Here is a 19,386-nt window from a genome sequence, read left to right as displayed (position 1 = left end):
AGGAGCATCGTCCTGGGTAGATGTTCGAAACCAGGGCCAATGATTACCTTACTTCTTCACCACCGTCACAAAGAACGCGCCGCACAGGTCTTTGCCGGTGGCATCGCGGAACCAGGCCTTGAGCGTGGTCTTGCCGGGCTTGAGATCGCGGACGGTGATCGTCGCGGCACTGTCGCTGGCCTTGGCAGCGGCGGCCTGCTCTTGGCCCGCGATGCTCACCTTGGCACCAGCGATTTTGGGAAAGCCGACCGTCTTCAGATTAGCTTTGTTCGCGGGCGATCTGGCCGACGGTTCGTACTTGTCGCCCAGAGCCGCTTTGGTCTGTGCGGGCCAGCGACGTAACGTGAATTCGTAGTCTCCTGGTTGCTCGATTTGCACATGCCACGTGCCGCCGGTCGGTCCGCCCACCGCAGTGCGGACAAAGCCGGTGTTGTCGGCGTAGATCCCTTCCCAATCGCCGCTGGTCAGTTCGACTACCGGTTGTTCTTTGGCACCGAGGCTTTGGGGCACAAAGTCGTGGAGCGTCGGTTCCAAGCCCGACCACCAAGCCTCGTAGTAGTCGCGCAGTTCCATTACGACAGCCGGATATTCAGCGGCGACGTTCTTCTCCTGAGCACGATCGGCGACGATGTCGTACAGTTCTTCACCTTTCACCAGTCGCCACTTGCCCGAGACGATGCACGCTTCGAACTTTTTTGGCGTTTGACCGTACTGCACGACGAATTTGCGAGCCGGCAGTTCTTGCTCAGCGCGTAGCATGGGCGCGAGGCTTTGTCCCTGGTAAGGCTGATCGGCGGCTGCTCGCTCGGGCTGTTTCACGCCGCAAAAATCGCACAGCGTGGGGAGCAGGTCGATGTTCTGCGTCGGTGTGGTCACGTCGCGCGGTTCGCCCAGGTTGCCGTTTAGCCAGCGAATCCAACAGGGGACGCGATGCCCGCCGTCGTAGTAAGTCGTCTTGCCCGCGCGCAGGCCAGCATTAAAGGTGCTCACGCCGGAAGTGCCGCCGTTGTCAGTCATGAAGATGACGATCGTGTTGTCGCGCAGCTTCTGCTCTGTCAGGAACTTGTCGAGATCGCCGAACCGCTCGTCGATGTGAGCGATCATGCCAAAGAACGCAGCGGGGCCTTTCCCCTGATAGGGTTCGATGTACTTGGGCAGATCGATGTGCGGCGCATGCGGTGCATTGGTCGGCAGGTAGCAGAGAAACGGCTCATCCTTCGCCGCACACTCCTTTATCCACGACATGGCCGAGTCGAACCAGAAGTCGGTGCAGTGGCCGCGGTAGCGTTTCTCTTCGCCGTTCTGAAAGTAGCGACCGTCGATGAGCGGATGGTCGAACTCGGGGGTCGAGTTCAGCTGTCCCCAGCCCAAGTGATAGACGCTTTCCTGAAAGCCCTTGTCCTTGGGGCGATGCGGATACGAATCGCCCAAATGCCATTTTCCAAAGATGCCCGTTCGGTAACCGCTGTTGGCAAATAGCTGCGGCAACGTCGGCAGCCCGGGGCGGAGAAACGTGCGCCCGGCCGTGACCGAAGTCGCGCCATTCCGCAGGGCCGTCAAACCGGTGAGCAATTGCCCGCGCGTCGGGCTGCACATGGGTGCCACATGAAAGTCGCTCAGTCGGACCGACTGTTTGGCAAATGCATCGAGGTGTGGGGTCTTCAGCACGGGATTTCCCAGGTACGAGAAATCGCCGAGTCCCTGATCGTCGGTCATGACAATCAACACGTTCGGTTTGGTGTTCTTCGCACTCGCTGGCGCGGCCAGCGAGCCAGTCACCAGCAGCGCCAGGCCAAGCAACAAGAGCCAACGTGTAGTACGCATTGGAGTAACTCACGGGAGAGGTGGAGAGGAACTCGCACTGTAGTGGCGAGGCTGGCGAGAGGCAACAAGCGGGCAATTAAGAGAGTCGCTTGACACGTAAGCGTTGTCTTACGTATAGTGTCGGGCATGGTTGCTACTCCTACTCGCGAGCCCGATGTGTTTGGCGCGATCAGTCACCCTGCGCGGCGTCAGATGCTCGATTTGCTCGCGCAATCGGACCACTCGGTAAACGCGATGGCGGGGCATTTTCAAATGAGCCGCCCGGCGGTTTCGCAGCACTTGCGCGTGTTGCTGCAGGCGGGACTGGTCACCGAGCAGCGGCACGGTCGCGAGCGACGCTACCATTTTGTTCCCGAGCGACTGAGCACCGTCCGCGATTGGCTCGCGCAGTACGAGCGATTCTGGGATGCACGCCTGTTGCGATTGCAAAAGCTGTTAGCAAAAAAGAACCGAGAATGACCAACACGATCCGCCGAGAACTTCAACTTCCGCAGTCGCGCGAGCAGGTTTGGCAAGCCATTACCGACAGCACGACGCTGGCCGAGTGGATGTATCCCAACGACTTCGAGCCGCGCGTCGGCCACCACTTTACGTTTCGCGTGCCGCCGAACCCCCAAGCGAATTTCGAGGGGCTGACGGTGCACTGTGAAGTGTTGGAATGCGAACCGCCGCGTGAGAATGCAGGCGGCAGGCTTGTCTTCTCATGGACAGCGGGGGGCATTGTCGATACGCGCGTGAGCTTTCAGCTGGAACCCGATGGCGCCGGCACTCGCCTGGTATTCGAGCATGCAGGCTTTGACCTTGCCCTTCCCTTTGGCGAGCAGGCGTTTCACGGTGCCGAATATGGCTGGGCACGCATGCTGAAGCAGCTTAGTGTTGTGGTCGCCAATGCGGCCAATCAATCGGAGTAGTTGCCGACTTTTTATGCAAAAGTTCGGCGCGGCTGTCGATTTGGGCCAGCTTCGTTCGACCAATAAGCAAGTGTCGAACCATCACGAGAGATCAAGGTGCTCTATGAAGTTTGTGTGCTTAGGAATGTATGACGAGAAGAAGTTTGCTGACATTCCACCCGCAGAGGCGCTGCGGATGATGGAAGAGTGCTTTGCCTACGACGACGAACTACGCCGTGGCGGGCATTATGTGGGAGGAGAAGCGCTCGAGTCTGTTCGCACCGCCGTTACCCTGCGGCGGGAAGAAAACGACGAGATCAAAGTCACCGATGGTCCTTACGTAGAGACCAAGGAGATGCTCGGCGGCATCTTGCTGCTGGAAGCCCGCGACATGAGCCACGCCATCGCACTGATGTCGAAACACCCCGGCCTGAAGATCGGCCCGTTTGAGATTCGCCCCGCTAACGAGATGATCCATCAGATGTTTGCCGAGCGCAGTGCGAAGGTCGTGAAGAAGGCTTGAATGAAAGCTAGAGGAGTTCGAGCGTGGAAGTTAGCGACTACCCAACTTGCGAGCGGACCTATATCACACTTCGCATTTACCCAGAATCGCTCGACCCATCTGACGTGACTGCTCGGCTAGGTATCGAGCCGTCAAGCTGGCAACGCCGGGGCGAATCGCGTCAGCCCGGCTCCCTTCCAGCAAAACTGCATGGGTGGTTCCTGTCGAGCCAGGGTGTGGTCGAGTCGCGGGACATGCGGCGGCATTTGGACTGGCTATTGTCGATTGTTGAGTCGCGAGCCAATGCGATTCTCGACCTTCAGTCGAAGTCGTGTCGCATGGACATAAGCTGCTTCTGGGTCTCAAGCTCAGCTCACGGTGGCCCGTCGGTGCTGCCCGGGCAGATGCGTGAACTTGCTCGGCTCAACTTGGCGTTGGACTTCGACATCTATTTCGGCAGCGACCAAAACGCAGAAAAATCTTGCTTGCCTGGGCGGGGCAGTACGGCAATTCGCGGCGTTACCGACGAGTAACGCTGTCCTTGCACCAAAACTGCCTTTAGTTTTCTATGACCTTCTCACGATCGATCAACACCACCCACATGAACCCATCAACCAAACGTTCGATTCTTCGTTGGCTTCACATTCTGTTTGGCTTCACATTCTGTTTGGCTTACCGCTGATAGGCTTCGTCTACGGCCCGCCAGCGGAGACAGAACCGTACCGCTACATGTTTCAGTATCTTTTCATGCCCGTGCTGCTCGTTTCAGGGCTGTGGATGTGGAAGGGGCATGTTGTGGAGCGACTGATTTGGAGAAAATCGCCAGGTGCCGCAAACGAGTAATGATCGAGACTCCGCAACTCAGGTGCATACACCATGGCCAAGAAGAAGTCCGTACCGTCCAAGCCCGTCGTGAAGAAGGCCGCGGCCAAACCGAGCAACAAGGCCGCCGAGCCAGTGCTGGAGAAGCCGGCCAAAGCCACAAAGCCCAAGCTGCTTTCCGGTGGCAATCCACAGATCGCGAAGGGCTACGGCGATGAACCGGTGCAGGCCTTTATTGCGGCGATGCCAGGGTGGAAGCAGGTCGTTGGACGTCGCCTCGACGAACTCATCGTGCAAGCTGTGCCCAACGTACACAAAGCCGTGAAGTGGAACACGCCCTTTTATGGCAATGAAGGAGACGGTTGGTTCGTCGCCTTTCATTGCATCACCAAGTACATCAAGGTGACGTTCTTCCGCGGCACCTCGCTCCGTCCTGTCCCGGCGGTCGAATCGAAAGTGAAAGATGTGCGCTACCTCCATATCTTCGAAAATGAAGAGTTCGACGAAGCTCAATTCACCGCCTGGGTGAAACAAGCCAGCCAACTGCCCGGCGAGAAAATGTAAGCGGGCCAGAGATATGCAGAGACGTGAGCAACCACCATGAAGAAGAAGCCGAGCAGTTCGAAGAAGGCAGCAGCGGGAAACGCTGCAGTCAGCGATTGGCGGGAACAGATGCTCGCGCGGATTCGCCAACTGATTCAGCAGGCGGATCCAGAGGTGATCGAGGAAGTGAAGTGGCGAAAGCCGTTGAACGCGATGCGCGGCGTTCCCGTGTGGTCACACCCGGGCATCATCTGCACCGGTGAAACGTATAAGAGTGCCGTTGAGCTGACCTTTGCCAAAGGCGCATCATTGGCCGACCCAGCGGGGCTATTCAATGCCAGCCTGGAAGGTAACACCCGGCGAGCCATCGATCTTCACGAAGGTGACAAGCTGGACGAAAAGGCATTCCAAGCACTCGTTCGCGCCGCCGTGGCGTTGAACGCATCCCGCTAATCGACTCGCGCTACAGCATCCGCAGCCAGGTGCCGTTGAGGTATTCCCCTTCGGGGCAGTTGCTGGCGACGGGATGATCGGGCGAAGCGCCGCACTTGCTCAGAATTTGCATGGGACGCGGACTGTTGCGAGCGCCGCGTTCCTCGGTAGCCGCTTCGACCTGCGGACCAGCCTGGCGCGAAGCGAGGCAGACCATCTGCATGAAGTCATCGGCGGGAAGCAGACCGGCGCAGGTGCAGGTGAGCATCAGGCCGCCGGGAGCGACGAGTTGCATGGCCAGGCGGTTCATATCGAGGTGCTTGCGCCGTCCTTCTTCGTACTCGAGCCGCGTGCGAATGAGCTTCGGTGGATCGAGTACCACCACGTCAAACTTGCGTCCCGCGGCGAGCAGATCGCGCATGTAGATGAACGCGTCGGCCTGCACGAACTTGCAGCGGACGTTGTTGAGGTTGGCATTCTCTTTGGCGAGGGCCAGCGGATGCTCGTCGAGATCGACACCGATCACGTCCGCAGCGCCGCCGAGCTTTTTGGCCTGAATTGCAAAGCCGCCGGTGTAGCAGCAGACATCGAGAACCGTGCGATCTTTGCAGTACGACGCCAGCTGACGTCGATTGTCGCGTTGATCGCAAAAGAAGCCCGTCTTATGACCTTCGCCGAAGTCGACGCGGAACCGTGTGCCATATTCTTGAATCGTGACGCGCGGTGGCGTGCCATCGGATTTGAGATCGGGCCCTTCGAAGCCTTCTTGGGCCATCGTCGCCGGGCCACAGCGGACCAGGCGATGCTTGGTGCCGCAGAAGGGCTCGAGCAGTTGCAGAATCGCTTCCGCCCGCTGGTACATGCCCGGGCTGAAGACCTCAGCCGAGAGGACATCGCCGAGCTTATCGACCACGAGGCCGGGCAGGCCGTCACCTTCGGCATGAATGACGCGGTAACTATCGGTCACTTCATCGAGCTTGAGCACATCGCGGCGCAGTTGCACGGCCCGCGCGAGTTTCTCTTGCCAGAACGACTTGTCGGGAATCTTGTCGCCCCAGGTGAGCATGCGGACGGCCAGTTCGGCCTTGGGGTTGTAGAGCCCATAGCCCACGACGCGACGTTCGCTGTCGATCACGCGGACGTAGTCGCCGGGCTTCACTTCACGGCCGACGTACTCGATCCGTTTACGAAACAGCAGCGGATGTTGCCCGGCCGACTTCACTTCAATCGTGGGAATACGGTCAGGCTGTTCGGGCCAGAGCGAGCGAGGGGCGAGCAGCGGAGAGACGCGCGAATCAGAGTTCATCGAAACCTGCGATCGAAACTAGCGATCAGTGGCAAAAGGAAAGTTGTCGTCCAGCTTGGCAGCGGCCAGTTCGACGAGGAAGGTGCCGAGGCGCTCTTCGAGGAGCCGCATCATCTGCTGAGCTTTGTCGGCGGTTGCCGCGTGCGGAAAGCCCGAGCCGGTGTTGCTGGTGAGTAGGTGCCAGGGGCGAGTGATGCTCACCCAGCCTTTATTGACGGCGTCAAACCGCGAGCGTTGCGTTTTGCCATCGTCGGCGGCGAGTGTGCCGTCGGTGTTCTTCGCCACCAGTGTCGGAAAGTACGCAAGGCCGAAGGAGGTTTCCATTTCACCGGCGTGGTCTTCGCGATGTTCGAAGATGCGGTTGTAGTCTTCACCCAGTGCGTTGTACCAATTGCATAAAAAGACGTGGCCGTCGACCTTGTCGCACAGCTCACGCAGCAGCGGCTTCATCTCGTTGCCGCCGTGGCTGTTGAGGAGCACGATCTTGCGCACGCCGCTGCGAATGCACGAGTGGACGACATCGGTCACAAACTGAAACAGCGTCGAAGGGTTCACATTGATGGCCAACGGCAGCTTGTGCATGTTCGTCTCGGTGCCAAACGGAACCGTTGGAAGCAGGACGACCTTCGCTCCCCGGGCATGAGCGGCCGCGCAGATGTGTTCGCCAACGATCGTCCCTTCGAACACATCGGTGCCGTAGGGCAGGTGCAGGTTGTGCGGTTCGGTGGCGCCGAGCGGCAACACGGCCACATCGTAGGGGTTCGCTTTGGTGTACGCGTAGTTGGCTTCGGCGAGAATGTAGGGTCGCATGGCAGGGATAGGTTGATGGCGTTTCTAGGAGCCGGACCAGTACTCTTCGGGCGCTGATGCTGCCGGCTTATTCTTACTGGGTGACGGTCGTTTTGGGAAGTGTCGCCTTCAGTCGCTGTAAGCCGGCAGGGGTCAGTTTGGTGCCGGAAACATTCAGCGATTCGAGCCCACTGAGGTTTCGTAAGTGCGGGATGGCGGTGTCGCCCAGCGGGGTTCCGGTGAGGTGCAAAATCTTGAGCTTGCGGAGCTTACCCAGCGACGCTAGAGCGGCTTCGGTGAGCGGCAGGTTCGATAGATCGAGCTCTGCGAGCGAGGTGAACTGAGCGACGAGGGGGAGCGAGGCGTCGCTGATTTTGGTTCCCTCCAGAAACAACTGATCGAGTTTGCTGGCCTGCTTCAGTTCCGCCAGACCTGCATCGGTAATGGGTAATGCCGTCAGATCGAGCCAACGGAGTTCGCGGCAAGCAGCAAGGGCCGCGAGACCACGGTCGGTCACCTGCGTGCGTCCCAGCGACAGGTTGCGAACCTGCGCGAGGCCGGGAGTTTTCAGCAGATCGTCGTCGGTCACTTGCAGCGATTGCAGATAGGCCTGATCGAGTTCGCTGAAACTGGCCTGCGTGAGCGTCGAGAGCGAGTTGAGTTTGGCCTCTTGCCGGTAGACTTGCCCGAGAAGCGCACAGCCGGCCCGGCGATACGCTGGGTTCGCATGATCGAACAGAAAGTGCGCTTCAGCAGCGAACTGGGCATAGAGTGCGCGGATGTTCGGATCGGCTTGCACTTGCTCGCGATGGAGCGCGACAAGCTCTTGCAGCGGCTTGTTGAAATCCTTCGCCAAAGCGCGATAGCGGGCGAACTGCAGCCGATCGGCCTGCCAGCCGCCGACGGTCCAATAGTCACCGTGATTGGTTAACGACTCCACATAAAGGGCCGCGCCTTCGACGATCCAGAAGTTGTGATTCTCGCCAACACCGGCGGGGCTATCGTGCCACTGCTGAAAAAGTTGATGCGCTGCTTCGTGATACCAGGTGGCGTGAATTGTCTCATCGCCGGCATAGAAGACCGCCGTCTGCTGGTCGTCGGCATAGAAGCCTTGCGTGACGGCGATGTTGGGCCTGCTAGGAGCGAGGAATTTGACGTACTCGTCGCGCTTGTTGAAGAGGATGACGTTCATCGGCGTCTTTGGCTCAGGAAGCTTTACGCCGCTGGTCAGCGCGGCTTGCAGGTCGGCCGCAGTACACCAGTAATCGAAAAACATCTGTCGCCAGAGGAGATGAAAGTCTTCCAGCTTCCTCGCCAGATCGAGACCATCTTTGGCCGACTTGTTGGTGACGATCCGCCAATGGGGCGACTCGACGCGCCAGTACTTGCCACTTTGCCAGCCTGTTTTGGGATGGTCGGCTCGGCCGACGTTCGCTTGCGGAACGGTGGCATAGGGTGGCCAATCGGTTTTGCCTTTACCACGGACGTAGCCCAGTGCCTGGCGGGACGCCTCGTGGTCGGGGTTCTCACGGAGCACTTCGTGCAGCAGTTGGTAACAGCGGGCGGCATCGCCAGCAGCGAGAAACTCGCCAGCGACGGCATACAGACTTTGCGCTTGCTCGGAGCGCACTTCGCGGAACTTGCCATACCACTTGGCCACCAGTTCCGGCGCACCTCGCGCGGGCTGATGGGGATCAGCGATTGGGGGAATGAAGAGCGTTTGTCGGCCAGCCGTGCGCGGCACTTGCCACTCGCGCGTGAGGGCTGCCTGCTCGGGCAACTTCAGCGAGTCGCACTTCTCGGCGAGCGTCGTCAGCTGCTGTGCAAAATGGCGATCGAGCGACTCCAACGATTCGGCCGGGCTTTCGGCCCGCACGACCTGCGCGCAGCAGAGCGCCGCCAAGACGCAGAACGGCAGAATTTGGGGGTTAGACAGCACGGCGAAGTAATCCAGAGAGCGACGGCCCCAGTCGTCTCTCTAGTGTACCATCCGGGGGAAGGGGTGCCGGAAATGACGCTTGCACTGCGTGCGAGGCACAAATGCCAGCGATTATTCGGCCGGCAGCGCTTTCGTAGCCCTGGCGTGAATGCTTCTAAGTTCACGAACCTTTCGTTGCGGGCTCGCGTAATGCCCTGTGGCCGACCAGGTCGCCTGAGTGCAAGCGTTGTTCACCCGACAACATTGCCCGTGCTAGCAAGCCAAAGCTGCGATTGTAATGGATCGCCGCGATGCGCTATAGTGATTGCCGCACGATGGATTGGTGACTTTGGGCTATTGGATTTTGCCCGCATAGGAATTGAGGGACGGTGCCATGAGACGGATCGCCATGGTGGTTGTATTGTTTTTGTTTGCTGCCGGTGCCACTACAGGGGGCCTGGTGGGGCCGCATGTTGCAGTTGCCCAAGTGGTGCCTGCGTTCAATGCTCAACCGCTGGCGCAGCCCATCTATGCTCAGCCGCTCGCACAGCCTCAGCGCAGTGCCGAAGCCGAACAGATTCGCGGCTGGTATCACAATTACCTGGGCCGCGAACCAGGCCCCGAGTTGACCGCTTGGGTCGAACTGCTACGCGGTGGCATGTCCCCCGTCGATGTGCAGGCCACGATTCTTGGCTCCGACGAGTTCTTCAATGCCAAGGGCCGCGATCAACAAACCTTTGTGCTCGAGACCTTGCAAGCCGTCACCTGGCAACAGCCTACCGTAAACGACCTGCGACTGTGGAACGATCGCCTGACAATGCTGCGGGGCGATCGCTTTGCGCTGGTGCGTGAAATTCTGATGTCGAATACGGCCAGTCAGCCGAACGTTGCTGCGGGCACGCTAGTCGATCTGTCGACTCGCCTGGTGGCCGCCGCTCGCTTGCTGGGCGATACCGCTGCCTTTGAACTGACCGGCACCTTGCAGGGCCAACAAGTGTCGCTTCGCTCGCAAGCGTTGTACGATGCGACCGAATCGTTCCGCCGTGCGGTTGCGCAGCGAAACTTCCGCCCGGAAACGCTCGACCAGGAACTGCGCAATGTCGAACGCTCGTTCGATGCCGTACAAACCTCGCTGAGCAATCCGCCGGGCACCGCTCCTTCGACTGCTTCGATCGCTCGCCGTGTGAGCACGCTGCTGAGCGATGCCCGCTCTTCGCTGCGACTGCCGACCGACCCGGTGTATGGCGGCTATCCGCAGCCCTTGCCGGGAAACACGGGGGGTGGCACGGGTGCCATCGAAAACCAACGCATCCTCGCGCAGATCGATTCGATCGCTCGCGGTACGCAGTCGATCATGCAGCAGTATCAGACTCGCGGCGGCGTCGACTACACGTACAACACCACGCTGCGTGACCTCGATACCTTCGCCGGTCAACTCGATAACTTCCGCATGTCGGTGCAGCGGTCGTCGTCGGGTCAACGCCTGATGTGGGAATTTCAACAGCTGACCGATCAGAGCGCTCGCATTCGCCCGCAGTTGCTGCAAGGCCAGCCGCCGGCGTTCACTCGCCTGTACTGGCAAAGCGTTGAGAGTGGCCTGGCCCAATTGAGCGATACGCTGGCTCGCAGCACGGGCATTCCCGTGAGTACGATCCCCGGTGGCAACATTCCGGGCGGGAACATTCCCGGTGGTAATTATCCGCCGACGAATCCTGGCCCCGTCTATCGACCCAATCAAGATCTGCTGCTGGCCATCGATCAGGCCATGGCCCAAAGCGATGCCTTCCTCGCCGGCCTATCGCCATTCGTGTTCGGCATTCCCGAAGTGCCGCGCTTGCAGCGCGATGTCCGCACGCTCAAGGGGCACCTGGCCGAAGTGCGGCAACAGGTGGTGAATGGCATTAGCCAGCAGTCCACCAACGAACTGATGCGGCTGATCAAGATCGACTTCGACACTGCTTACACTCGCTGGAGCAGCATTGTCGAAAACTACAAGCTCATCAATTACACCAAACTGTCGCCTGTTGGCCGCAGTATCGACCAGATTGATGTGATGCTGCAAACCGACAAGACCTATGTCGATGTGGCGCGACCTGTGTACGGCTCACGCGTTGATCAACTGTTGCGAGCGCTCGGCCAAGATACGGTTGCCGCACAAACAATCCTGCAAGGACTGGTCAGCTACACCGAGCAACGAGCGATTCAAACCTCGTTCAGTCAGCTCGATGGTTACTCGCAAACGCTGACTAACCTGCAACGCGATCGGTTGCGAACCTACGACGATCAACGCCGCACAGTCGCGCAGATGCAGCGGATTGTGCAAACCATCGATGCCAACATGGTGCGACTTGAAGACCGCGCTCTCGCCCTGCGAGATCGCGATGGACAACAACGGGCGGGTGAGCTGCGCCGCGCACTCGATCGAATCACTGGCGATCTGAACGATTTGGAACGAGAAGTGAATCAGTAGTTCGTCTGCGTGTTCTCGACCGATCAACCTGCCGCCATTGCTTGATAATTCAAAGTTTGCTGGTTTAGTCCGCTGCCGAGTAAGAACCCAGACTACTCGCCAGCTGTGGGAAGGAATCTGACATGCGATTTTTTCGATCCGTTTGTGCGTGCCTGCTCGTTGCCCTGACTGCGGTCACTCAAACTGCCGTCGCCCAGGAACAGTCGTCGCCCCGTCCGGTCAATCCGGGCGTCATTCAAGACAGCCAACTGAGGCCCGCCAGTTTCACCCAAGCCTCGGCCGATCAGCACAAGTTCGACGAAGTGCTCAGCGAAGCGGTTCGCTTTCTGCGCACCGCTCCCAGCTACAAGTTGGACGTCACCAACAACTGGAAGACCTCACGCGGCGCGGAAGGAAAGAACCACTACACGATGGTTCATCAGCGGCCGAACATGTTCCGCATTGAAGTGCAATCGGGCTTCAGCAAGGTGCCGGAGATTGTCTGTGTGAACGACGGCCAGCAAGTGACCACGCTCTACGATTCGCAACTTCTCTACTCGCAACACCCCGTCGGTGACCAAGGTGAACTGCAACGGAACACCATGCTGGCTCAAAGCCTGGCTGGTTCGGGCATCGACATTTTGATGCAACCCAACTTGCTGGAGTTTGTCCACGCTCAAGTGACCGGTGTGAAGTATTCCGGCATCGAAGCCGTCGAGAACGTCCGTTGTCATCACTTCGCCATGCAGTGGGGCCAGCAGAAAGTCGATCTCTGGATCGCCGCGCAAGGCGAACCGATGCTACGCCAGTTCGTGCGCACCACCGAAGTGAACATCGGGCCCGAAAATCAATTTCAGATGGTAGCCACGTCGAAGTTGAACTGGAAAGTCGGCGGTCAGATTCCCGCTGAGGCGTTCCAAGTGACCCTGCCGCGCGACTCTCGCCGCGTGCATTGCATCTACGAATCGCTGGCCTGCGACGAATCGGCCGACCTCATCGGCACGCAGATGCCACCGATCGAACTCATCCAACTCGATGGCACGCGCCTCAAGCTCAAGCCTGAAGAGGCCAAGGCCGCGACCGTGCTGATCTTCTGGGCTTCGTGGTGTACTCCAAGCACGGCTGAGATGCCCAAGGTGACCGGTTTTGTGAAAGACACGGCCGCGCAAGGGATCGCGTTCTATGCAGTGAACGTGGGCGAAGACATTAGCGCGGTCCGGCGTTTTGCGGCCAAGCACGATTTTGTATCTGCTGCGGTCAGCGATCCTTCGGGCGCGGTCAGCCATACGTTTCGCCTGGGCGAACTGCCTGCCGTGGTTATCATCGACCGCGCGGGGAAGATCCGCAGCGTGATGCACGGCGCGGCTCAAGACCTGCAAGCCAGTGTCGCCAAAGAGTTGCAGTTGATCGCTACCACGCCAGCTCCCGCACCAACACGTCCTCCAGTGACGGGCATTCGGAACTAGGACGACAATCGTCGTAAGTCGTTCGGGACAGCAAAAGGGGGGTGTCCAATCAGGCCCCCTCTAATTGGACAGGAGATCGCGCAACTCTCGGGTTTGGCGCGAATGTCTGTCCAATTAAGGAGCTGCTGGTTGGACAACTTGGTCGCAACTGGACTCCCTCTTTGTTAACTTGGGTCACCTCCTTGTTGATTTAGGTCACCGCGGAGCAATCCTCGCGCGCGTCTTCCTTCCGCTATGATTGTGCATCGCACACGTAGCGGAGGCCTCGCCGATGAAGCTCAACACCCATGAAATCGCCGGCAACCAGCCTGGTCCGCACTTGCTCATTACCGGTGGCGTGCACGGCGATGAGTTTGAGCCCATGGCGGCCATTCGGCTCCTGCTGGGAGCGATCCATCCGGGCGAACTCAGCGGCCGAGTGACACTGGTCCCCGTCGTCAACGAGTCTGCCTTTTGCCTTGGTCAGCGAACGGCCGAAGATGGTCTCGACCTGGCGCGCACTTGCCCGGGTCGGGCGGACGGCAGTGTGACCGAGCAAATCGCCTGTGCCCTGTCCGCGCTGATTCGCACCACTGACCTGTATATCGACCTGCACACCGGCGGCACACGTCTTACCGTCTGGCCACTCACGGGTTACATGCTGCATCGTGATGAGCAGGTGCTGGCTGCTCAGCGGAGAATGGCCCGCGCGTTTGGCCTGCCAGTGATTTGGGGCACCGATCCCACGCTGGATGGCCGCTCGCTGTCGGTCGCCCGCGATGCCAACGTGCCGGCCATCTACGCCGAGTATCTGGGTGGTGGCAGGCTCGATCCGGCGGGTACAGCGGCCTATGTCGCCGGTTGCTTGAATGTGCTGCGCGAGTTCCAAATGCTGCCGGCTCTTTCTTCTAGTGCTACCGCCAACGAGCCGCTGATTGTCGAAGACAGTCGTCCCAATTCGGGGCACATGCAAATCAATCATCCGGCACCCTGCGAAGGCTTTTTCGAGGCCAGCGTGCCACTTGGTCAGCGAGTCGCCGAGGGAGATGTGCTCGGCAGTGTGACCGATCTGCTGGGGCAGCATGTCGCGATCATTCGAGCTCGCTACACTGGTGTGGTCATCGTGCTACACACATTCCCGCGCGTCGCGGCGGGGACGAGCGTGGCCGTCATCCTCGAAACATCTTCCCCTTAGTTTCCTTCCGGAAAGCTCCTGCCCATGCGCACCAGCAAGATCAAAGCCAAACTCGCAAAGAACGAGCCTGTCCTGCTCACCACATTGCACTTTGGCGATGCCACCGTTTTTGAAATGACGAGCCTGATGGGCTGGGACGGCATCTGGCTCGATCTCGAGCATCACGGCCACAGCGTCGAGACGGCCGCGCACTTTGCGCGGGCGGCTCGCGTCGGCAGCAGCGACATCATGATTCGCCCAGCCAAAGGCGAGTTCATGCGGATGGGGAGGATTCTCGAAATCGGCGCGACGGGCATCATGTATCCCCGCTGCGACAATGCCGAAGAAGCGAAGCAAGTTGTCCGCTGGTCGAAGTTCGCGCCAATGGGCGAGCGGGGCATCGATAGTGGCAACTGCGACAATCCCTACTGCATGATGCCGCTGGCCGAATACATCAAGGCCGCCAACGAGCAAACCTTTATCGTCATCCAGATTGAAGATCCCCGGGCGCTCGTACACGCCGAAGCAATGGCCGCCGTCGACGGTGTCGATGTGCTCTTTCTCGGACCGGGCGACTTCAGCATTCTCTCGGGCATACCCGGGCAGATGGATCACCCGAAGATCAAGGACGCCATGCAGCAGGTGGCCGCTGCCGCCAAGAAGGCCGGCAAGCATTGGGGCATGCCTATCTTCAGCGTCGAACACGCCAAAGAAGTGCTTGCCCTGGGCGGGCGTTTTCTGTGCCACGGTGCCGACCTGTTGATGGTGAAGAACGGCCTGGAAGAGATCGCCAAGAAGTTCGCGCCGCTCGGTGTAACCTTCGATCGCCGGGTGTGATCCTGCTCGCCCTCAACTCTCGTGAAGGATTCGAAGAGTGACGACAACTGCTGCCGTCTGGTACTTGCCCGATGGCTACGACACGAGCGGCACGCGACTCGTGGGACGTCAGGCCGCGGGCGAGCAATTTCTCAAAGGTTGGGTTCGCTACTCCGGCGCGTCGATGCTTTCCTGTGTTTCGCCCGGCAAGAAGAGCTACGAAGACTTCGTGCAGCGAGTTCAGCCTTGGTTGCCCGCGGGCAAAACGACGCAGTGGATTCCCGCGCGTTGGCTGGAAGGCCTCAGCCAGGTCGGCACGCTCTATCGTCCCGATCCGGCGCTCGCCGACTATGCCTGGCAACGCCGTGGCTACAATCAGCGGGCGTATAGCCTGTGCGGCGTGACCCACACCATCTGTAGCAAAGCGGTGATGCAGTTCTTCAGCGATCTCGCGATCGCTCCACTGCAAAGTTGGGACTCGCTCATCTGCACCAGCCAGGCGGTGAAGGACACCGTCGATTACGTCCTACAACATTGGTGCGAGTATCTGGCCGAGCGCAACGGCGGCCAGCCGAAGTCGGCCGTGCAACTGCCGATCATTCCGCTGGGTGTCGATTGCGCCGCGTTTGCACCCACCCCTGCACGGCTGAAGCTGCGCGCTGGCCTGCGCAAGTCGCTGCAGATCGGCGACGACGATGTTGCCGTTCTTTATGTCGGTCGGTTGAACTTCTACGCCAAAGCTCATCCGCTGGCTTCGTACCAGGCAATCTCCCGCGCGGCGAAAGCCACCAAGAAGAAGTTGCACCTGATTCAAGTTGGCTGGTTCGAAAACGAGCGGGAAGAGCAATCGTTTCGGGCTTCCACAAAGGCCTTTTGCCCCGGCGTCGATTGCGTGTTTCTCGACGGTCGCCGTCCGGAAGTGCGCGAGCAAGCCTGGGCCGCCGCGGACCTGTTTATGTCGCTCTCCGACAACATTCAAGAAACCTTTGGCCTCACGCCGCTCGAAGCGATGGCCAGCGGACTGCCGGTCATCTGCTCGGACTGGGATGGCTACCGCGCGACGGTGCGGCACGAGATCGACGGCTTTCGCATCCCCACGGTCATGCCGCCGGGCGGTGTCGCCGAGGAGCTCGCGCGCGATCACTGGGCCGACCTGGTGCAGTACAACTCGTACATCGCCCGCGCGGCCATGTCGACCGCTGTCGATATCGACCTGTGTACTCGCACGCTGTTGCAGTTGATCGAAAACCCAGCGCTGCGCAAGCAACTGGGCGCCGCCGGCATGGCCCGCGCTCAAGCCGAGTTCGATTGGCGGCACATCATCGCTCGCTACGAAGCCCTCTGGAACGAACTGGCTCAGCGGCGGCAGACCGATGCCGAACTTGCTCCTCGGCGCAAAGCCTCGCCTTCGAATCCACTCGCCGAAGATCCGTTTCGCTTGTTCGCCCACTATGCGACCGAGATCCTGTCTCCCGCGACCGTGCTGCAGTTGGGAGCCGAAGCCGACGAATCTGCGCTGGCGAAGATCAACGCCGACTGGATGATGTCGTTCGGTGGCGACAGTCGTTTGCCCGCCGAAGATTGGCAGACCATGCTTGGGCATTTGCGGCTAATTCGCGAGACGACCGTCCAAGATCTGCTCACGACCTATGCTGGTCGGGAAGTACAATTGTGGCGAACGATCGGCTACTTACTCAAAATCGATGCCCTGCGAATCAAACGATGAAATCCCCGTTGCTTGCTCTGATTGTCTTGACGTTCGCCAGTGTGTTCCTTGGCGATCTGCGGGCCGATGAAAAGCTCGCTGGCGTTGCTTGTCGCAGCGTACACCTGCAGTATCCGGCTCCTGCCGGCAACGCGTTCTACAACGAAGTGGTTGTCGATCAATCGGCACCCGGCACCTACTTTTGCGTCTGCGGTTTCAATCACGGTTACTTCGGCATCCAGCAACTCGACGAGAAGCGGAAGGTCGTCATCTTCTCCGTTTGGGATCCCGGCAAGCAGGATGACCCCAAAAGCGTCGAAGAAAAAGAACGAGTCAAGCTGCTCTACAACGACCCAGCTGTGCGCGTGAAGCGGTTCGGCGGCGAGGGCACGGGCGGGCAGTCGTTCTATGATCTCGATTGGAAAAACGGCGAGACCTATCGCCTGATGGTGACCAGCGAGCGTAAGGACGACCGGACCGCTTACACCGGCTGGATACATCTCGCCAGCGACAATAAGTGGCTCAAGCTCGTTACCTTTAGCACCATCACCAAAGATGACAAGCTTGGTGGCTACTACTCGTTCGTCGAAGACTTCCGCCGAAACAAAGTCTCGGCAACACAGCCTCGCGTTGCCCGCTTCGGTAATGGCTGGATCCGCGATGTGAAAAACGAGTGGCAGCCAATCAACCGCGCCCGCTTCACCGCCGACAGCAACCCGGCGGTGCACATCAATGCTGGCTTGAAAGAGCAACTCTTCTTCCTCGCAACGGGTGGCGAAACGAAGAATACCGACACTCCGCTCAAGCAGCCTATCGACCTTCCCGCTGCCGAGCGCAAGGCTCCGGAAGATGTCGTAAAGCTGTTGACGGCGGCAGCGGAATAAGCGGTCGTTCTAAAAGCACTTAAAAATCGGCGTCGAGTACAATGCGGTAGCGCGCCTTGCCCGCTTCCAAGCGTTCGAAGGCCTCGTTGATTCGGCTCATTGGAAAGTGCTCGGTCTGCGGCGTGATATCATGCCGCGCGGCAAACTCCAGCATCTGTTCGATCTCCACGGGCGAACCCGTGGGCGAGCCCGAGACGCTCTTTTGGCCAAAGATCAGCGGCAGAGCCGCGATGGGCATGGGTTCCAGCACGGCACCCACGACATGCATCCGACCATTCGGGGCCAGCGTCGCCACGAGGGCATTCCAATCGAGCGGGACGTTGACGGTCACAATCAGCAGGTCGAGCGTACCAGCCAATTTCTTGAGCGAGCTTTCATCGCGACTCGAAACGACATGATGGGCACCGAACCCACGGGCTTCGTCAAACTTGCTCTCGTTCGAAGTGAACGCGGTCACTTCGCAGCCAAACGCAGCGGCGAATTTGACTCCCATGTGCCCTAGCCCGCCGATGCCGACGATGCCCACGCGACTCGTTGGTGTGGCGTACATGGCGAGCGGATTGAAAGCCGTGATGCCGCCGCACAGCAGCGGTCCCGCTTCGGCGAAGCTTAATTTGTCCGGCAAGGGAATCGTCCACGTCCAGTGCGAGCGAACGCGACTAGCAAATCCTCCGCGATGTCCGATGATTGTGGGTTGAACTTGGGAGCAGAGGTGCTGAGCACCCGATTTACATGGTCGACAGTGCAGGCAACTGCCCGCGTTCCAGCCAATGCCCACACGCTGGCCAACGGTCAGCCCTTTGGCAGCTGACCCGACTTCCACCACGCGCCCAATCACTTCGTGTCCGAGCACCGCCGGGTAGCTCGAGAATCCCCAGTCGTTGTTCTTCATCGAGAGGTCGGAGTGGCACAAGCCGCAGTGCTCGACCGCCACTTCTACCTCTTCAGCCCCTAGCGAGCCGATGTCGATCTGTTGGCGAACGAGTTTCTGATTGACGGCAGGGACGACCCAAGCATCGATGACGGACATAGTCAGACTCCATAAAGAACGACGAGCGGGACTGTTTCGAGTTTCCTACCGGGCAGCCCGCGAAATCTTACACGGCACACGATAATTTCCGCCCACCACAGAAAGTGTAAACTGCGAGGCTACGACAATCGCAAGACGAATTCACATTCACAGGATTCACGGCATGGGGGATCTCGAAGCCGAAAAAGCCCTGGCAGCTGCCGCGGCGGTGAGAGAAGTGCGCGAAGGCATGCTGGTGGGACTTGGCACCGGCAGTACTGCCGCCCATGCAGTGCGACAACTGGGAGTGCGGGTCACGGCCGGTTTGAGAATTCGGGCAACGTCGACTTCGCTGGCAACCGAACAGTTGGCCCGGTCGGTAGGCCTCGAATTGTTGCCGTTCGAAACGGTCTCGCGCGTCGACCTGACCATCGATGGTGCTGACGAAATCGATCGCACCTTGCGGGCGATCAAAGGGGGCGGTGGCGCGCTGCTGCGAGAAAAGATTGTCGCAGCAGCCTCGGATCGCACGATCATCATTGCCGATTCGAGCAAGCTGGTTTCGGTGCTGGGACTGGGCGTGCGGCTGCCGCTGGAGGTCCTGCCATTTGCCAGTGCCTTTGTTGAGCGCACCTTGCTCGCTCGCGGCTTCACGCCGACCAAACGTCGGCTGGCTAACGGCTTGGAATTTCGCACCGACCAGCAGAACTACGTGTTCGATGTTGAGGTGGGCACCATCCACAATCCCGGAGAGCTGGCACGTTGGCTGGAGGCCCTGCCCGGAGTGCTCGAACACGGTCTGTTCGTGTCCGAGATCGATGAACTGTTGATCGGCCGCAGCCAGGGCGTCGAAGTTATCCATCGACAATGACCTTTCA

Annotated in this window: 18 protein-coding genes; 13 read left to right on the top strand and 5 right to left on the bottom strand. The window is 59.6% G+C overall.

All coding sequences use genetic code 11. From position 1 onward, the window contains the following. Nucleotides 1–48: 48 nt before the first annotated feature. A complete protein-coding gene (locus NA78x_RS28635; protein WP_425615797.1) occupies nucleotides 49–1,824 on the bottom strand; it encodes an arylsulfatase in 1,776 nt (591 codons plus the stop codon). A 126-nt stretch (nucleotides 1,825–1,950) separates the two neighbouring features. On the opposite strand from NA78x_RS28635, the gene NA78x_RS28630 reads away from it, so the two are divergent. The 6 genes from NA78x_RS28630 to NA78x_RS28605 all read left to right on the top strand — a co-directional run bounded on the left by NA78x_RS28630 (nucleotide 1,951) and on the right by NA78x_RS28605 (nucleotide 5,034). Continuing rightward, complete coding sequence (locus tag NA78x_RS28630; RefSeq protein WP_425615796.1) at nucleotides 1,951–2,283, top strand: ArsR/SmtB family transcription factor; 333 nt, start codon at nucleotides 1,951–1,953, stop codon at nucleotides 2,281–2,283. After that, nucleotides 2,280–2,735, top strand: coding sequence for an SRPBCC family protein (locus NA78x_RS28625; RefSeq protein WP_425615795.1), 456 nt, complete (start codon nucleotides 2,280–2,282; stop codon nucleotides 2,733–2,735). The genes NA78x_RS28630 and NA78x_RS28625 overlap by 4 nt, the downstream gene beginning before the upstream one ends. 103 nt (nucleotides 2,736–2,838) lie before the next feature. Beyond that, complete coding sequence (locus NA78x_RS28620) at nucleotides 2,839–3,237, top strand: YciI family protein (RefSeq protein WP_425615794.1); 399 nt, start codon at nucleotides 2,839–2,841, stop codon at nucleotides 3,235–3,237. Nucleotides 3,238–3,260: 23 nt separating this feature from the next. Next, nucleotides 3,261–3,749, top strand: coding sequence for a DUF4279 domain-containing protein (locus NA78x_RS28615; RefSeq protein WP_425615793.1), 489 nt, complete (start codon nucleotides 3,261–3,263; stop codon nucleotides 3,747–3,749). 343 nt (nucleotides 3,750–4,092) lie between these two features. Further along, the gene (locus tag NA78x_RS28610) at nucleotides 4,093–4,602 is read left to right on the top strand and encodes a DUF1801 domain-containing protein (protein ID WP_425615792.1); all 510 of its coding nucleotides are present in this window, start codon (nucleotides 4,093–4,095) and stop codon (nucleotides 4,600–4,602) included. A 36-nt stretch (nucleotides 4,603–4,638) separates the two neighbouring features. Next, a complete protein-coding gene (locus NA78x_RS28605) occupies nucleotides 4,639–5,034 on the top strand; it encodes a DUF1801 domain-containing protein (protein ID WP_425615791.1) in 396 nt (131 codons plus the stop codon). 10 nt (nucleotides 5,035–5,044) lie between these two features. Here the strand turns inward: NA78x_RS28605 and NA78x_RS28600 are convergent, their stop codons facing one another. The 3 genes from NA78x_RS28600 to NA78x_RS28590 form a co-directional block, all read right to left on the bottom strand. Further along, complete coding sequence (locus NA78x_RS28600) at nucleotides 5,045–6,319, bottom strand: class I SAM-dependent rRNA methyltransferase (RefSeq protein WP_425615790.1); 1,275 nt, start codon at nucleotides 6,317–6,319, stop codon at nucleotides 5,045–5,047. An 18-nt stretch (nucleotides 6,320–6,337) separates the two neighbouring features. Then, nucleotides 6,338–7,129 (bottom strand): creatininase family protein, encoded by a 792-nt coding sequence (locus tag NA78x_RS28595; protein WP_425615789.1) that lies wholly within the window; start codon nucleotides 7,127–7,129, stop codon nucleotides 6,338–6,340. A gap of 73 nt (nucleotides 7,130–7,202) precedes the next feature. Further along, nucleotides 7,203–9,047, bottom strand: coding sequence for a leucine-rich repeat domain-containing protein (locus tag NA78x_RS28590; protein WP_425615788.1), 1,845 nt, complete (start codon nucleotides 9,045–9,047; stop codon nucleotides 7,203–7,205). Nucleotides 9,048–9,420: 373 nt separating this feature from the next. Between NA78x_RS28590 and NA78x_RS28585 the strand changes: the two genes are divergently transcribed. The 6 genes from NA78x_RS28585 (at nucleotide 9,421) to NA78x_RS28560 (ending at nucleotide 17,499) form a co-directional block, all read left to right on the top strand. After that, nucleotides 9,421–11,496: a hypothetical protein gene (locus tag NA78x_RS28585; RefSeq protein WP_425615787.1), complete on the top strand. Its 2,076-nt coding sequence runs from the start codon at nucleotides 9,421–9,423 to the stop codon at nucleotides 11,494–11,496. Between the two features lie 122 nt (nucleotides 11,497–11,618). Next, a complete protein-coding gene (locus NA78x_RS28580) occupies nucleotides 11,619–12,941 on the top strand; it encodes a DUF2092 domain-containing protein (RefSeq protein WP_425615786.1) in 1,323 nt (440 codons plus the stop codon). Nucleotides 12,942–13,212: 271 nt separating this feature from the next. Beyond that, a complete protein-coding gene (locus NA78x_RS28575) occupies nucleotides 13,213–14,115 on the top strand; it encodes a succinylglutamate desuccinylase/aspartoacylase family protein (protein WP_425615785.1) in 903 nt (300 codons plus the stop codon). A gap of 24 nt (nucleotides 14,116–14,139) precedes the next feature. Further along, nucleotides 14,140–14,931 carry an HpcH/HpaI aldolase family protein gene (locus NA78x_RS28570; protein ID WP_425615784.1) on the top strand — a complete coding sequence of 264 codons (792 nt, stop codon included), beginning with the start codon at nucleotides 14,140–14,142 and terminating at the stop codon, nucleotides 14,929–14,931. Nucleotides 14,932–14,968: 37 nt separating this feature from the next. Then, on the top strand, nucleotides 14,969–16,636 hold the full coding sequence (locus tag NA78x_RS28565; RefSeq protein ID WP_425615783.1) for a glycosyltransferase family 4 protein: 1,668 nt from the start codon (nucleotides 14,969–14,971) through the stop codon (nucleotides 16,634–16,636). Next, nucleotides 16,633–17,499, top strand: coding sequence for a DUF3472 domain-containing protein (locus NA78x_RS28560; protein WP_425615782.1), 867 nt, complete (start codon nucleotides 16,633–16,635; stop codon nucleotides 17,497–17,499). The genes NA78x_RS28565 and NA78x_RS28560 overlap by 4 nt, the downstream gene beginning before the upstream one ends. Nucleotides 17,500–17,518: 19 nt before the next feature. On the opposite strand, the gene ahr is transcribed toward NA78x_RS28560, so the two are convergent. Beyond that, on the bottom strand, nucleotides 17,519–18,529 hold the full coding sequence (gene ahr, locus NA78x_RS28555; protein ID WP_425615781.1) for an NADPH-dependent aldehyde reductase Ahr: 1,011 nt from the start codon (nucleotides 18,527–18,529) through the stop codon (nucleotides 17,519–17,521). 163 nt (nucleotides 18,530–18,692) lie between these two features. Here ahr and rpiA point away from each other — a divergent pair, with 163 nt between their 5' ends. Next, entirely contained in the window at nucleotides 18,693–19,379 is a 687-nt protein-coding gene (gene rpiA / locus NA78x_RS28550; RefSeq protein ID WP_425615780.1) for a ribose-5-phosphate isomerase RpiA, read from the top strand. Nucleotides 19,380–19,386: the final 7 nt, after the last annotated feature.

The organism is Anatilimnocola aquadivae, from assembly GCF_049819085.1.
In the GTDB taxonomy this organism is placed as follows: domain Bacteria; phylum Planctomycetota; class Planctomycetia; order Pirellulales; family Pirellulaceae; genus Anatilimnocola.
This window is presented reverse-complemented; position numbering and strand designations above follow the sequence as displayed.